The 13,140-nt window shown below is 72.7% G+C and carries 12 protein-coding genes; 5 read left to right on the top strand and 7 right to left on the bottom strand.

Going from position 1 to position 13,140, the window contains the following annotated elements; translation table 11 throughout:
* Nucleotides 1–6: 6 nt before the first annotated feature.
* Nucleotides 7–663 carry an MBL fold metallo-hydrolase gene (locus tag ACFZAT_RS07125; protein WP_391261262.1) on the top strand — a complete coding sequence of 219 codons (657 nt, stop codon included), beginning with the start codon at nucleotides 7–9 and terminating at the stop codon, nucleotides 661–663.
* A gap of 55 nt (nucleotides 664–718) precedes the next feature.
* Here ACFZAT_RS07125 and ACFZAT_RS07120 read toward each other — a convergent pair whose 3' ends face one another.
* From ACFZAT_RS07120 to ACFZAT_RS07100, 5 genes are all read right to left on the bottom strand, one after another.
* Complete coding sequence (locus ACFZAT_RS07120; protein WP_391261260.1) at nucleotides 719–1,702, bottom strand: TerC/Alx family metal homeostasis membrane protein; 984 nt, start codon at nucleotides 1,700–1,702, stop codon at nucleotides 719–721.
* A 266-nt stretch (nucleotides 1,703–1,968) separates the two neighbouring features.
* Complete coding sequence (locus ACFZAT_RS07115; RefSeq protein ID WP_391261257.1) at nucleotides 1,969–3,924, bottom strand: TerD family protein; 1,956 nt, start codon at nucleotides 3,922–3,924, stop codon at nucleotides 1,969–1,971.
* A 148-nt stretch (nucleotides 3,925–4,072) separates the two neighbouring features.
* Nucleotides 4,073–4,651, bottom strand: a complete 579-nt coding sequence (locus ACFZAT_RS07110) for a TerD family protein (RefSeq protein ID WP_026171720.1) — start codon at nucleotides 4,649–4,651, stop codon at nucleotides 4,073–4,075.
* A gap of 137 nt (nucleotides 4,652–4,788) precedes the next feature.
* Nucleotides 4,789–6,957 carry an excinuclease ABC subunit UvrB gene (gene uvrB / locus ACFZAT_RS07105; protein ID WP_391261253.1) on the bottom strand — a complete coding sequence of 723 codons (2,169 nt, stop codon included), beginning with the start codon at nucleotides 6,955–6,957 and terminating at the stop codon, nucleotides 4,789–4,791.
* A 39-nt stretch (nucleotides 6,958–6,996) separates the two neighbouring features.
* A complete protein-coding gene (locus ACFZAT_RS07100; RefSeq protein WP_391261251.1) occupies nucleotides 6,997–7,875 on the bottom strand; it encodes an MHYT domain-containing protein in 879 nt (292 codons plus the stop codon).
* Nucleotides 7,876–8,096: 221 nt separating this feature from the next.
* Here ACFZAT_RS07100 and ACFZAT_RS07095 point away from each other — a divergent pair, with 221 nt between their 5' ends.
* Nucleotides 8,097–9,041, top strand: coding sequence for a glycerophosphodiester phosphodiesterase family protein (locus ACFZAT_RS07095; protein ID WP_391261248.1), 945 nt, complete (start codon nucleotides 8,097–8,099; stop codon nucleotides 9,039–9,041).
* A 33-nt stretch (nucleotides 9,042–9,074) separates the two neighbouring features.
* Nucleotides 9,075–9,617: a methylated-DNA--[protein]-cysteine S-methyltransferase gene (locus tag ACFZAT_RS07090; RefSeq protein WP_391261245.1), complete on the top strand. Its 543-nt coding sequence runs from the start codon at nucleotides 9,075–9,077 to the stop codon at nucleotides 9,615–9,617.
* A gap of 9 nt (nucleotides 9,618–9,626) precedes the next feature.
* Here ACFZAT_RS07090 and ACFZAT_RS07085 read toward each other — a convergent pair whose 3' ends face one another.
* Nucleotides 9,627–10,448 carry a methyltransferase domain-containing protein gene (locus ACFZAT_RS07085; protein ID WP_391261243.1) on the bottom strand — a complete coding sequence of 274 codons (822 nt, stop codon included), beginning with the start codon at nucleotides 10,446–10,448 and terminating at the stop codon, nucleotides 9,627–9,629.
* Nucleotides 10,449–10,565: 117 nt separating this feature from the next.
* Between ACFZAT_RS07085 and ACFZAT_RS07080 the strand changes: the two genes are divergently transcribed.
* Both ACFZAT_RS07080 and ACFZAT_RS07075 read left to right on the top strand, forming a co-directional pair.
* Nucleotides 10,566–11,507 carry a pseudouridine-5'-phosphate glycosidase gene (locus ACFZAT_RS07080; RefSeq protein ID WP_391261240.1) on the top strand — a complete coding sequence of 314 codons (942 nt, stop codon included), beginning with the start codon at nucleotides 10,566–10,568 and terminating at the stop codon, nucleotides 11,505–11,507.
* On the top strand, nucleotides 11,504–12,406 hold the full coding sequence (locus ACFZAT_RS07075; RefSeq protein ID WP_391261237.1) for a PfkB family carbohydrate kinase: 903 nt from the start codon (nucleotides 11,504–11,506) through the stop codon (nucleotides 12,404–12,406). Before ACFZAT_RS07080 ends, ACFZAT_RS07075 begins: the two co-directional genes overlap by 4 nt.
* An 85-nt stretch (nucleotides 12,407–12,491) precedes the next feature.
* Here the strand turns inward: ACFZAT_RS07075 and ACFZAT_RS07070 are convergent, their stop codons facing one another.
* A complete protein-coding gene (locus tag ACFZAT_RS07070; RefSeq protein ID WP_391261234.1) occupies nucleotides 12,492–13,130 on the bottom strand; it encodes a uridine kinase in 639 nt (212 codons plus the stop codon).
* Nucleotides 13,131–13,140: the final 10 nt, after the last annotated feature.

Below are 13,140 nucleotides of genomic sequence, written 5' to 3'. Positions count from 1 at the left end.
AGACACATGACGTACAGCGGAGCGGTCAGGGTCGGCGGGCCCGCCGATGTGCACGAACTGACGGATCTGATGATCTCGAAGGTCGCCGTCGGCCCGATGGACAACAACGCCTATCTGCTGCGCTGCCGGGCCACCGGCGAGCAGCTGCTGATCGACGCGGCCGACGAGGCCGAAACGCTGCTGCGGCTGATCGGTGACGACTCGATCCTGTCCGTCGTCACCACCCACCGGCACCGCGACCACTGGCGGGCGCTGGACGAGGTCGTCGCCGCGACCGGGGCCCGCACCTACGCGGGCCGGTTCGACGCCGAGGGCATCGAGGTGCCGACGGAGGTCCTGGTCGAGGACGGCGAAACGATCCGGGTCGGCGAGGTGGCGCTCACCGCCCGCCACCTGACCGGGCACACCCCGGGGTCGATCTCGCTCCTGTACGACGACCCGCACGGGGCACCGCACCTGTTCACCGGGGACTGCCTCTTCCCCGGCGGCCTCGGGAACACGCACAAGGACCCCGAGGCGTTCGCGAGCCTGCTGCACGACGTGGAGACCAAGCTCTTCGCGCCGCTGCCGGACGAGACCTGGGTCTACCCGGGCCACGGGCGCGACACCACGCTGGGGGACGAACGGCCCCACCTGCCCGAGTGGCGCACCCGGGGCTGGTGAGGCGGGGCCGTCCGTCCCCGTACCCGCGAGCCCGGCATGATCCGAACGAGACCCCCTAGACGCGGTCGCCGGTCTTCGCCTCGCGGGCCTCGGCCTCGGCCTTCTTCTTGTTGGCCATGAGGCTGGTGATCGTGGTGATGATCAGCACCCCGCAGATGACACCGAGCGAGACCGGGATGGAGATCTCGGGGACGTGCACCCCGGACTCGTGCAGCGCGTGCAGCACCAGCTTGACGCCGATGAAGCCGAGGATCACCGACAGCCCGTAGCTGAGGTGGACCAGCTTCTCCAGCAGACCGCCGATCAGGAAGTACAGCTGGCGCAGGCCCATCAGGGCGAAGGCGTTGGCGGTGAAGACGATGTACGGGTCCTGGGTGAGGCCGAAGATCGCCGGGATCGAGTCCAGCGCGAACAGCACGTCGGTGGTGCCGATGGCGAGCATGACGACCATCAGCGGGGTCAGGACGCGCTTGCCGTTGTTGCGGATGAAGAGCTTGGTGCCGTGGTACCGGTCGGCGACGCCGAAGCGGTGCTCGATGCTCTTGAGGAGGCGGTTCTCCTCGAACTCCTCGTCCTCGTCGTCCGCCCGGGCCTCCTGGATGAGCTTCCAGGCGGTGTAGATCAGGAACGCGCCGAAGATGTAGAAGATCCACGAGAAGTTGGCGATGACCGCGGCACCGGCGGCGATGAAGACCGCCCGCAGCACCAGTGCGATCAGCACACCGATCAGCAGCACCCGCTGCTGGAGGTGGGAGGGCACCGAGAACTTCGCCATGATCAGCACGAAGACGAAGAGGTTGTCGACGCTGAGCGACTTCTCGGTGATGTAGCCGGCGAAGAACTCGCCCGACGCCTGGGTCTCGCCGAAGACGAGCAGCCCGAGGCCGAAGAGGGCGGCCAGCACGATCCAGACGATCGTCCAGATCCCGGCTTCCTTGGTCGACACGTCATGGGGCTTGCGCCCGATGAAGAAGTCGACGGCGATGAGGGCGCACAGACCAATGATGGTCAGCGCCCAGAGGGTCCATGAAACGTCCACTGCGCCTCCGGCAGTTCGCTACGGGCTACTGATCAGCGTCGTCGCTGCCGGAGGTCTCTTCCACCCGGGCGCGCGGGCTGCGCACCGGGGCCGACGCCCCGGGACCGGTCACAGTCCGTACTGACGGGAACGCCGCGTATGGGAGTACTCCCCTCCGCTCCATGAACGGTACAGGAAATACCAAAGAAAGGTAAAGAGGAACCTAAAGAATCTCCAAAAGAGCAGGTCGGGTGCGGTTTACCAAAGGCGTTACGGGGCTCGGCGGCTCAGCGGGACCCGGTGCGGCGGGCGTGCGCCACCCGCTCCAGCACCTGCTCCAGGACCGCGCTCCCCGGCGGCGTCCTGGGCGGCTCGTACGTCCACGCGTGACCGACCCAGGGGTCGGCCAGATGGTCGTCGGCGACCGGGGTGACCCGCAGCAGCGAGCGCCACAGCGGGTCCAGGACCGGGCCGTACTCGGACGCCTCCTCCCGGTCCGCCACCATCATCAGGTGGACGCCCACCGCGGGCCCCTCGTCGGCGAGGTAGCGCAGCTGGGTCACCGCGCGGTCGTCGAAGCCGTGCGGGAAGTCGTTGACGATCAGCAGCTGCTCGGCCGGGTCCAGGTCCGGCGGCAGCGAGTCGGCGGCACCGGCCCGGATCGCCATCTGCACCAGGTCCACCCGCCGGGTGAGGTGGGCGAGGACCGAGGAGACGCCCTGTGCTCCGGCGGCGGGCGGTGAGGGCAGCACCCCGGAGCGGACCAGCGGGGCGAGCGCCCCGGCGGCCGATCCGGCCGGGTCGATGACATGGACCGTGAACTCGTTCGGCGGGTAGACCGCGAGCAGCCGGGCCGCGTGCAGCACGGCGGTCTCCATCGCGAGCCTGCGCAGCTGGTCCGGGCCGGTCAGCGCGGCGGCCTCGGAGGCGGTGCGCCCGCTGTCGATCCACATGCCCCGCTCCAGCGGCAGCCGGACGAGGAGCGGGATGCGCAGGTCGGCGCGCTCCGGGAGGTGGAGGTCGCCGATGCGCAGCGCCATGGGGATCTCCATCGGCACCCGGTAGCCGTGCCAGACCGGGTTGTCCCAGCCCGCGTACGGGGCGGGGAGCGCGGGCTCCACGACGGCGGATTCGGCGTCGAGCTGGGCGAGGTCGCGGTCCAGGGACTCGCGGGCACGGGCGGTCAGCTCGTCGCGCTTGGCCCGGGCCTCCTCGCGGGCCCGGTCGCCCGCGCCCCCGATGCGGCTGCGCGGGTCGGACAGGGTGCGCTCCAGCTCCTGGTCCATCCGGGACTCGGCGAAGTCGACGGCGCTGCGGTAGGCGGCGACGGCCCGGGCCAGGTCCTCGAACATGCCCCACACCTGGTTGTACAGGCGCTCGTCCATGGACCAGCCGGTCGCGTCCCCGGCGACGGGCTGGGCGGGCTGCCCCGGCCGGGCGGGCGGCGCGGCCGGGGGCGGCGGCGGGGGCGCGGTGGACTGGCGGCGCGGGTGCGCGTAGTTGATCGGGCCGCCCGGCGCGGCCGGCTCCGCCAGGGGCTCGGGCTGCGCGGGCGCGGCCGGCTGGGGCGTGGCGGGCGGGGGCGGCGGGACGGGCGGCTGTCCGTTGCCCGGGGCGGGGGCCGGGGTGGGCGCGTGCCTGACCCGGTCGCCCTCCGGGGTGCGGGGCGGCGGCGGGGCCACCGAGCGGGCGAGGCCCCGCGCGACGGCCTCCTGGATGGTCCCGGCCAGCTCGGCGGCCCGGTCCACGCCCTGGTCGGCGAGCATGGCGGCGAGGCCGCCCGCGTATCCCTGGCCGACCGCGCGGACCTTCCAGGCGCCCTGGCGGCGGTACAGCTCCAGGGCGGCGACCGCGGACTCGCTGTCGAGGCCGGTCAGGGTGAACGTGGCGATCTCGGCGCCGTCGAGGGCGGTGACCGCGACGAACGGTGAGGCGACGGCGCCGAACCGGGCCGGGCCGCCGGCGCCGAGCGGAAGGGCCAGCAGCACCGTGACCCGGTGGACCCCGTCGGGCAGGGCGTCGAGGTCGACGGCGAGGCGATGGTCGGCAGCGGCCTGCCGGGAGACTTCCAGGCCGTGCAGCTGCGGCGACCCGGGGTGGGCGATCCACTCGATGCCGGCCACCCTGCCGTGCTCGTCGCCGAGCGTGGCACCGGCCACGACGGGCGCCCCGGCCGATATCCGGATCTCCAGACGGGTCTGGGGCAAGGTGTGGTTCTGCCCCCGGACCAGCTCGGCCGTCATTGCCCTGTCCCCTCGACGTATTACCGCTGGTGTTCGTGAAGCTGCGTGTGGTGGTGCGGTGGTGCCGCGATGCGGGCAGCTCCCGGTGGCCGATGCCACCGGGAGCTGCGCGTACCGCGATGCGGACCTCGCGGTCCGGTGTGCCGTCCTACAGGTGCGGCAGGATCGCCGGCATGAGGTCCTGGAAGGTGCGGCCGTTGGCCGGGGTGCCGATGGCGGTCATCTTCCAGGCGTTGCCCGCGCGGTGCACCTTCGCCATGATCTGCGCGGTGTACTGCCCACCGCCGTCCAGCGTGTAGCGGGCGAGCTCCTGGCCGTTGGTCTCGTCCACGATGCGGCAGAAGGCGTTCTGCACCTCCTGGAACGTCTGGCCGGTGAAGGAGTTCACCGTGAAGACGATCTGGTCGATGTGGACCGGTACCCGCTGGAGGTCCACGAGGATCGCCTCGTCGTCGCCACCCGAGCCGGCGCCGCCCACGAGGTTGTCCCCGGTGTGCCGGACCGAGCCGTCGTCGCTGGTGAGGTGCCGGAAGAAGACGACGTCGACCGGCTGCTTGTCGGCGAACAGGACGGCCGATGCGTCCAGGTCGATCTCCCGGGTGCGCGAGCCGAACAGACCGCGGCGCGGTGCCGCCTGCCAGCCGAGCCCCATCCGTACCGCGGTCAGGGTCCCCCCGTCGCTCTTCTGCAGGCTGATGGCCTGACCCTTGGTCATATTGACCGTCACGCGCTGTCCCCTCTCCGCTTTCCCCGCAACCGTACTTGTGCGGTTGCCCAGCACCCTACGCAGTGGTGTCACCCGCGCGGAGGGCCTGGGCCGTTTTGTGTCGGTCCTGCAACATGCGGCCCGGACCGCCCGGCCGGTCAGGCCAGACCGGCCTCGCGCATCTGGCGCAGCTCCTTCTTCAGCTCGCCCACCTCGTCGCGCAGCCGGGCGGCGACCTCGAACTGGAGGTCGGCGGCGGCGGCGCGCATCCGGTCCGTCATCTCCTCGATGATCCCGGCCAGTTCGGTCGCCGGGCGGTCGGTGACCGCCGCCGCGTCCCGGCCGGCCTTGCCCGCCTTGCCCGCCTTCGCGGACTTCCCGGCCGTCGCCGCCTTGCCGTCGCCCGGGACGGCGTGCTTGCCGAGGGCGGGCACGGGGGCCTTGCCCTCCTTCCCCTGGCGGTAGCCGGTGCCGAGCAGTTGCTCGGTGTCGATCTCCTCGCGGGCGATGGTGGCGACGATGTCGTTGATCTTCTTGCGCAGCGGCTGGGGGTCGATGCCGCGCTCGGTGTTGTACGCGATCTGCTTCTCGCGGCGGCGGTTGGTCTCGTCGATGGCCTGCGCCATGGCCGGGGTGACCTTGTCCGCGTACATGTGGACCTGGCCCGAGACGTTGCGCGCCGCGCGGCCGATGGTCTGGATCAGCGAGGTCCCCGAGCGCAGGAAGCCCTGCTTGTCGGCGTCGAGGATGGCCACGAGCGACACCTCGGGCAGGTCCAGGCCCTCGCGCAGGAGGTTGATCCCGACCAGGACGTCGTACTCGCCGGAGCGCAGTTCGCGCAGCAGCTCGATGCGGCGCAGGGTGTCGACGTCGCTGTGGAGGTAGCGGACCTGGATGCCGAGCTCCAGGAAGTAGTCGGTCAGGTCCTCCGCCATCTTCTTGGTGAGGGTGGTGACCAGGACCCGTTCGTCGCGCTCGGCACGGGCCCGGATCTCGTGCACCAGGTCGTCGATCTGGCCCTCGGTGGGCTTGACGACGACCTCGGGGTCGACGAGGCCGGTCGGGCGGATGATCTGCTCCACGAAGCCGTCGCCGCGGGACAGCTCGTAGTTGCCCGGGGTGGCGGAGAGGTAGACCGTCTGGTTGATCCGCTGGAGGAATTCCTCCCACTTCAGCGGGCGGTTGTCCAGGGCGGACGGCAGCCGGAAGCCGTGGTCGACCAGGGTCCGCTTGCGCGAGGCGTCGCCCTCGTACATGGCGCCGATCTGCGGGACCGTGACGTGCGACTCGTCCAGCACCAGGAGGAAGTCCTCCGGGAAGTAGTCGAGGAGGGTGTTGGGGGCGGTGCCGGGGGAACGGCCGTCGAAGTGCATCGAGTAGTTCTCGACGCCGGAGCAGGTGCCGATCTGGCGGAGCATCTCGATGTCGTACGTCGTACGCATGCGGAGCCGCTGGGCCTCCAGCATCTTGCCCTGCTTCTCCAGCTCGGCCAGGCGCTCCTCCAGCTCCCGCTCGATGCCGCTGACGGCCTTCTCCATGCGCTCGGGTCCCGCCACGTAGTGGGTGGCGGGGAAGACGTGGAGGGACTGGTCCTCGCTGATGACCTCGCCGGTCAGCGGGTGCAGCGTGGACAGGGCCTCGATCTCGTCGCCGAACATCTCGATGCGGACGGCGAGCTCCTCGTAGACCGGGAAGATCTCGATGGTGTCGCCGCGCACCCGGAAGGTGCCCCGGGTGAAGGCCAGGTCGTTGCGCGTGTACTGGATCTCCACGAAACGGCGCAGCAGCTGGTCGCGGTCGATCTCCTCGCCCACCTTGAGCTGGACCATGCGGTCCACGTACTCCTGCGGCGTACCGAGGCCGTAGATGCAGGAGACGGAGGCGACGACGACGACGTCGCGCCGGGTGAGGAGGGAGTTGGTCGCGGAGTGGCGCAGCCGCTCGACCTCCTCGTTGATCGAGGAGTCCTTCTCGATGTAGGTGTCCGACTGCGGGACGTACGCCTCGGGCTGGTAGTAGTCGTAGTACGAGACGAAGTACTCGACGGCGTTGTTGGGCAGGAGCTCGCGGAACTCGTTGGCCAGCTGGGCGGCGAGCGTCTTGTTCGGCGCCATGACGAGCGTGGGGCGCTGGAGCTTCTCGATCATCCACGCGGTGGTCGCGGATTTGCCGGTGCCGGTCGCGCCGAGGAGCACGACGTCCTTCTCACCTGCGCGGACGCGCTTCTCCAGCTCGGCGATGGCCGTGGGCTGGTCGCCGCTGGGCTGGTAGGGGCTGACGACCTCGAAAGGCGCCACCGTACGTTCGATCTTCGAGACTGGCCGCATGCAACCACCGTACGACCCGCCACTGACAACGGCCCCGGTTCACCAGTCGACGGGCCCCACGGCGTCGCGCGGGCGGGAGTGGAAGGAGGCGGGGTCGGCGTAGGTGCCGAAGCGCGGGACCTGGCGCTGGGCCGGGATTCCGGGGGGCCGCGCGGCCTGCGGGTCGTCCCAGTCGGGCGTGCCCATGACCACCAGCGGATCGAACATGACCACGACGGCGGCCAGCAGCAGGAAGCAGGCGGGGCCGAGCAGCATGGGCACCAGGAGCGAGCCCGCGCTGTCGCCGGGGGCGTGGGCGGCGGTCGACGCGGCGGGGTGCAGATGGACCCGGAGCGCCGCCATGCCGGTGTAGTGCATGCCGCTCACCGCGACGCCCATCACCACGCTCGCGCCGAGGCTGGGCAGGAAGCCGTGGATGGAGACGGCGGCCCACAGCGCCGCGGTCGAGGCGACGACGGCGATGACCACGGAGAGGGTCACGGTGACCGTGTCGTACTCGAACTGCCCATCAAGGCGCATTCCGGCCATGCCGAGGTAATGCATGGAGGCCACGCCGAGCCCGGTGATCGTGCCTCCCGTCACCAGGGCCATCCGGGTGGCGCCCCGGTACCCGACCAGGAAGATCCCGATGCCGACCATGACGATCGCGACGGCGAGGCTGGCGAAGGTGACCGGTTTGTCGTAGCCGATCGGCACCTCTTCGACGGAGAAGCCCGTCATCGCGATGAAGTGCATGGTCCAGATGCCCGAACCTATGGAGGTCGCCCCGAGAGCCAGCCAGCCGGCCCTGAAGGAACGCTCGGTACGCAGTGACCGCGTGGTGCAGCGCAGGCCCAGCGCCGCGCCGAGGCACGCCATGACGAACGCCACCGCGGGGGTCACCGCCCCATAGCTGAAGCCGTCGATCGTGCCCTGCATCCTTGTACGCCCCTCGCAGCAGCAAGCCCGGGTCAGGACGATCCCAGGGCCCGTCGTCCGGGCGCAAGGCCCGGCAGACACAACAGAAGTGCCGCATCCTATCGACCGTGCCGACAGCGGGTGACGCGGTCCCTTCACACCGTGGCCATCCTGCGCCCGTCCCGTGTTCGGGACCGGCTGGGACGCTCGGGCCGTCCGCAACTCTGACGCAAGGAGTTCACGTGTACGCAGGCACCGCTACCGCTACCGCCTCCGTCGCCGCCGCCGCCGTCATGGGCGCCGGCACGTTGCTGATGCCGCATCCGGGCACCCCGGTCACGGCCACCCCGCTGACCCGGCACCCGGTCCAGCAGGCCGCCCCGGTCCGCCGGGCCGCCGACGCCGCGGCGGACCGTCCACGCGTCTACGCCCACCGGGGCGCCTCGGCGTACGCCCCCGAGAACACGCTCGCGGCCGTGGACCGGGCGGACGCGCTGGGCTTCGACTGGGTGGAGAACGACGTCCAGCTCACCCGGGACGGGGTGGTCGTCGTCATGCACGACACCGACCTCAGGCGGACGACGAACGCCGAGGAGCTGTTCCCGGACCGCGCGCCCTGGGCGGTCAAGGACTTCACGGCCGCCGAGATCTCCCGGCTGGACGCGGGCGGCTGGTTCGGCGCGCGGTACGCCGGGACCCGGGTGCCGACCCTGCGCCAGTACCTGGAGCGGCTCGGCCACAACGGCCAGAACCTCCTGCTGGAGATCAAGAGCCCGGAGAGCTACCCGGGGATCGAGCGGGCGACCCTCCGGGTGCTGGGCGAGGAGGGCTGGCTGGACACGAACCACGTCCGGAGCCGCCTGGTGATCCAGAGCTTCGGTGCCGACAGCGTGCATACGGTGCACTCGCTGCGCCCGGACCTGGTCACCGGCTTCCTCGGCGCCCCGGCCGTCTCCGAGCTGCCCGCGTACGCCGCGTTCGTGGACCAGATCAACCCCTCGTACACCGGCCTGTCGGGCGGGTACGTGTCGGCGGTGCACGCCCTGAAGGGCCCGCACGGCAAGGCGCTCCAGGTGAATTCCTGGACGGTGAACGACGCGGCGGCCGCGCGCCGGGTCGAGGGGATGGGGGTGGACGGGATCATCACGAACACCCCCGATGTGGTGCGCGGGGCCACCCGGGGCTGAGCCGTTGTCAGTGGGCCGCCGTACGGTGGTGGCATGGACAGCAACGGGGTCGTCGAGTGGGCCGTGGTCGAGAGCGACATCGGCCCTTTGATGCTGGCCGCGACGGAGACCGGACTGGTCGGTGTGGTCTTCCACGCCCGCCCGGAGATACGGGACAGGGCGCTGGACCGGCTGCGCGGCCGGCTCGGCACGGAGCCGGTGGAGGCCCCCGGCTCCGCGCGGCTGGCCGAGCCGATGCGCCAGCTCGCGGCGTACTTCTCGGGGACGCTGCGGGAGTTCTCGCTCGACCTGGACTGGTCGCTGACCGCCGGCTTCAACCGCCAGGTGCTCCAGGAGCTGGCGCGGGGCGTGCCGTACGGGTCGGTCGCCGGTTACGGGGAGCTGGCCGAGCGGGTCGGACAGCCGGGCGCGGCCCAGGCGGTCGGCGCGGCGATGGGGTCCAATCCCCTTCCCGTGGTGGTGCCGTGCCACCGGGTCGTGGAGAGCGACGGCGGGATAGGCGGCTTCGGCGGCGGCCTGGAGACCAAGCGGCAGCTGCTGGCGCTGGAAGGGGTGCTGCCGGAGCCGCTGTTCTGAGCGGTGCCGTCAGGCGGCCTCCGGATCCGCGTCCGGCCGGTGCGCCACCATCACCGGCTGGAAGAAGCCCGTCGCCTCCGGCTCGTGCCAGGCGGGCTCCGCCAGGCCGGCCCGCCGGGCGAATCCGGTGAGCCGGTCCTGGCCGAGCGCCCAGTACGAGGTGCGCCGGGTGCGCACGTCCCAGCCTCCGTTCCCCTCCGCCGCGGGGTGCAGCTGGAAGTGCTCCAGGTCGTAGCGCTCGCCGTCCGGGCGCCAGTGCCACAGCTGGAAGGTGACGACCCGGCCGCCGGTCTCCTGCCTCACCTGCGGCGGCGTGGACGCGGGCCGCTCGCGGCGCAGCCGGTCGTACGGCCGGGTGGAGACCAGGAGTAGGCCGCCGGGGCGCAGCACCCTGCGCATCTCGCCGAGCGCCGCCTCCACCGCTTCCGGGGTGAGCAGGTGCGGCAGCGAGTTGTCGGCGCACACGACGACGTCGAAGGAGCGGTCACCGAAGGGCAGCCGCGTCATGTCGGCGGACGTCGTGCGCAGTTCCAGGCCGCGCGCGGCGGCCTCCTTAGCGGCGCGGGCCGCGGCGGCGGGGCTCAGGTCGCTGCCGGTGACGCGGTGTCCGAGCGCGGCGAGACCGAGCGCCTGGGTGCCGATGCCGCAGGCGCAGTCCAGCACGTCGTACGCGGCGCCCTCGCCGAGCGCGGTGGCGATCAGGGCCGACAGCGCGGCGGCCTGGCGCTCGATGCTCGCCTGCCAGTCGGCGTACATGAGGTCGTAGTCGGAAGCGAGGTCGTCGTAGAAGTCACGTACGACGGAAGCGGGTTGGCCGGGCGCGGAAGGCATGGGTCGACCCTATGGCCCGATCGGCGCGGCTGCCGACGGAAAATTTCGCGCCACTCGGCGGGCCGGGCCGGGTCCGCTCACGTTTGAGCCCCGCCCATCCGCGACAGGGATGTGGACATGTCACTCAACGCGCCCCTCGACGCCACCCCCTACGCGCCGGTCCTCTCCGTCGAGGTGCGGGCCGCCCTCGCCGCGCACCGGCCGGTCGTCGCCCTGGAGTCGACGATCATCGCGCACGGCCTGCCCCGCCCCCGCAATCTGCGGGTCGCCGGGGAGTTGGAAGGGCTCGTGCGGTCCGCCGGGGCCGTGCCCGCGACCGTGGCGGTGCTGGACGGGCGGGCCAGGGTCGGGCTGGACAAGGCCGAGCTGGAGCGGGTGGCCGAGGACCCGGGGATGCGCAAGCTGGGCCACCGCGACCTCGCCCCGGCGCTGGCGTCCGGGGCGAGCGGCGCGACGACCGTGTCCGCGACCGCCTTCCTCGCGGCCCGGGCCGGGCTGCGGGTCTTCGCGACCGGCGGGCTCGGCGGGGTGCACCGGGGCTGGACCGAGACGCAGGACGAGTCGGCGGACCTGCGGCTGCTGGCACGGACCGGGATCACCGTGGTCTGCGCGGGCGTGAAGTCGATCCTGGACGTCCCGGCCACGCTGCAACGGCTTGAGACGCTGGGGGTCGGGGTGCTCGGCTACGGCACGGATACGTTCCCCGGGTTCTACCTGAGCAGTTCCGGCGAGCCGGTCGACTGGACGGTGACCTCGCCCGGGCAGGTCGCCGAGGTGATGCGCGCCCAGGACGCGCTGGGCGGCCCCGAGGCCGCGCTGATCGTGGCCAACCCCGTACCGCAGGACGAGCAGCTGGACCCCGCCCTGCACGACCGGGTGCTCGCCGAGGCGCTGGCGGCCTGCCGGGAGCGGGGGGTCACGGGGCAGGCGGTCACTCCGTTCCTGCTGGACCAGCTGGTGCGGCACACCGGGGGCGCCTCGCTGGAGGCCAACCTCGCCGCGGTCCGGGGCAATGTGGCGCTCGCCGCCCGTATCGCCACCGCCTGGACGGCGCGGTGAGCGGCGGTCTCCTCGTCGTCGGGGACGTGGTCACCGATGTGGTGGCCCGGCACGGGTCGGCGCTGGCCCACGGCACGGACACGGCCGCCGTGATCCGGACCCGGGCGGGCGGCGCGGGGGCCAACGTGGCGTGCTGGGCGGCGCGCGCGGGCTGCCGGGACGTGCGGCTGCTGGCCCGGGTGGGCGCGGACTCGGCGGACTGGCACCGGGACCTGCTGCGGCGGGCGGGGGTGCGCGGGCTGCTCGCGGTGGACGAGGAGGCGCCGACCGCGACCGTCGTCGCGCTGGTGGACGCCGCCGCCGAGCGCACCTTCCTCACCGACAGCGGCGCGGTGCTGCGGCTCGCCCCCGAGGACTGGTCGCCCGCACTGCTCGACGGGGTCGCCCACCTCCATCTGTCGGGCTATCTGCTGTTCGCCGCGACGAGCCGGGCGACGGCCCTGCTCGCCCTGCGGGAGGCCGTACGGCGCCACGTTCCGGTGAGCGTGGACCCCGCGTCGGCGGGCTTCCTGGCCGGTCTCGGCGTCGACCGGTTCCTCGCCCTGACCGAGCGGGCGGACCTGCTGCTGCCCAACGCGGACGAGGCCCGGCTGCTCACCGGCCTGCCGGACCCGGCGGACGCCGCCGCGAAGTTGAGCATGCCCGCCCGCCAGGTGGTCGTGACGCTCGGCGAGGGTGGGGCGCTGCTTGCCGGGGGAGGCGCGGTGACCGGCCGGTTCCCGGCGGAGCCGGTGCGGGCGGCGGTGGACTCGACCGGGGCGGGCGACGCGTTCGCCGGCGGCTTCCTCGCGGCGCGGCTGGCGGGCGCGGACGACGCGGCGGCGGCTGCGGCGGGGTGCCGGGCGGGGGCGGAGGCCGTCGCGACGGTGGGCGGGCGGCCGCCGTTGCCGGGCGAGTAACGGGTCTCGAACCCGCAACGCCGCACCGCAGCCCGAATCCGCACCCGCACCCGCACGATCACCCCACCCCGGGCCACCCCCCCGCTCACCGCAGCCCCGTCCACGCCGGGTGTCCCGGGTCGTCCGCGCGCACCACCGCGTCCGCGCCGTCGGCGGGCGCCACCTCGTCCTCGTACCGCTCGAAGGCGGGCAGGGTCCACAGCTGGTCCTCCGCCGTGCGCCGCCGCAGCGCACCCGCCGAAAGGCGCAGGTGGACGGTGAGGTCGAAGGGGAACCAGTGTCCGAGCAGCAGCGGGCCGTGCAGGATCAGCACCCCGCCCTCCGGCAGCCGCTGGTACGGACTGCGGGTGGCCCGGTCCGTCGCCGGGTCCCACAGGTCGGGCAGCACCCGGCCGCTGCCGTCCGGTTCCAGGGGGCCGAACACCTCGCGCCACAGGGCGCCGGTGTCGAACCAGCTGCCGAAGTAGGAGTCCGGGTCCTGCTTTCCGTACTCGTACCGCAGGCTCGCCGGCCGCAGGAATCCGGCGGTGGAGACGAGGAGCACGGCGCGGCCCCGGAGCCGTAGCGCCTCGGCGACGGATTCGGCCAGGTCGGCGGGGCGGGCTGCCGGGGCCCCGTCGACGGCGATCTTCAGCCAGGGCCCGCCGTCGGCCGGGTCCAGCGCGTCGGCGTGCGCGGCGAGCGCGTCCGTCAGCCGGTCCCGGGTGATCGCTTCGAATCGCACCGGTCCATCA

Origin of the sequence: Streptomyces sp. NPDC008163 (assembly GCF_042956885.1) — a bacterium.
Lineage (GTDB): Bacteria > Actinomycetota > Actinomycetes > Streptomycetales > Streptomycetaceae > Streptomyces > Streptomyces drozdowiczii_A.
This window is presented reverse-complemented; position numbering and strand designations above follow the sequence as displayed.

What these genes read in the sequence shown, in the direction of transcription:
- ACFZAT_RS07080 (WP_391261240.1), top strand. Translation starts at nt 10,566, where the DNA reads ATGTCACTCAACGCGCCCCTCGACGCCACCCCCTACGCGCCGGTCCTC.
- ACFZAT_RS07085 (WP_391261243.1), bottom strand. Translation starts at nt 10,448, where the DNA reads ATGCCTTCCGCGCCCGGCCAACCCGCTTCCGTCGTACGTGACTTCTAC.
- uvrB (WP_391261253.1), bottom strand. Translation starts at nt 6,957, where the DNA reads ATGCGGCCAGTCTCGAAGATCGAACGTACGGTGGCGCCTTTCGAGGTC.
- ACFZAT_RS07115 (WP_391261257.1), bottom strand. Translation starts at nt 3,924, where the DNA reads ATGACGGCCGAGCTGGTCCGGGGGCAGAACCACACCTTGCCCCAGACC.
- ACFZAT_RS07125 (WP_391261262.1), top strand. Translation starts at nt 7, where the DNA reads ATGACGTACAGCGGAGCGGTCAGGGTCGGCGGGCCCGCCGATGTGCAC.
- ACFZAT_RS07100 (WP_391261251.1), bottom strand. Translation starts at nt 7,875, where the DNA reads ATGCAGGGCACGATCGACGGCTTCAGCTATGGGGCGGTGACCCCCGCG.
- ACFZAT_RS07090 (WP_391261245.1), top strand. Translation starts at nt 9,075, where the DNA reads ATGGACAGCAACGGGGTCGTCGAGTGGGCCGTGGTCGAGAGCGACATC.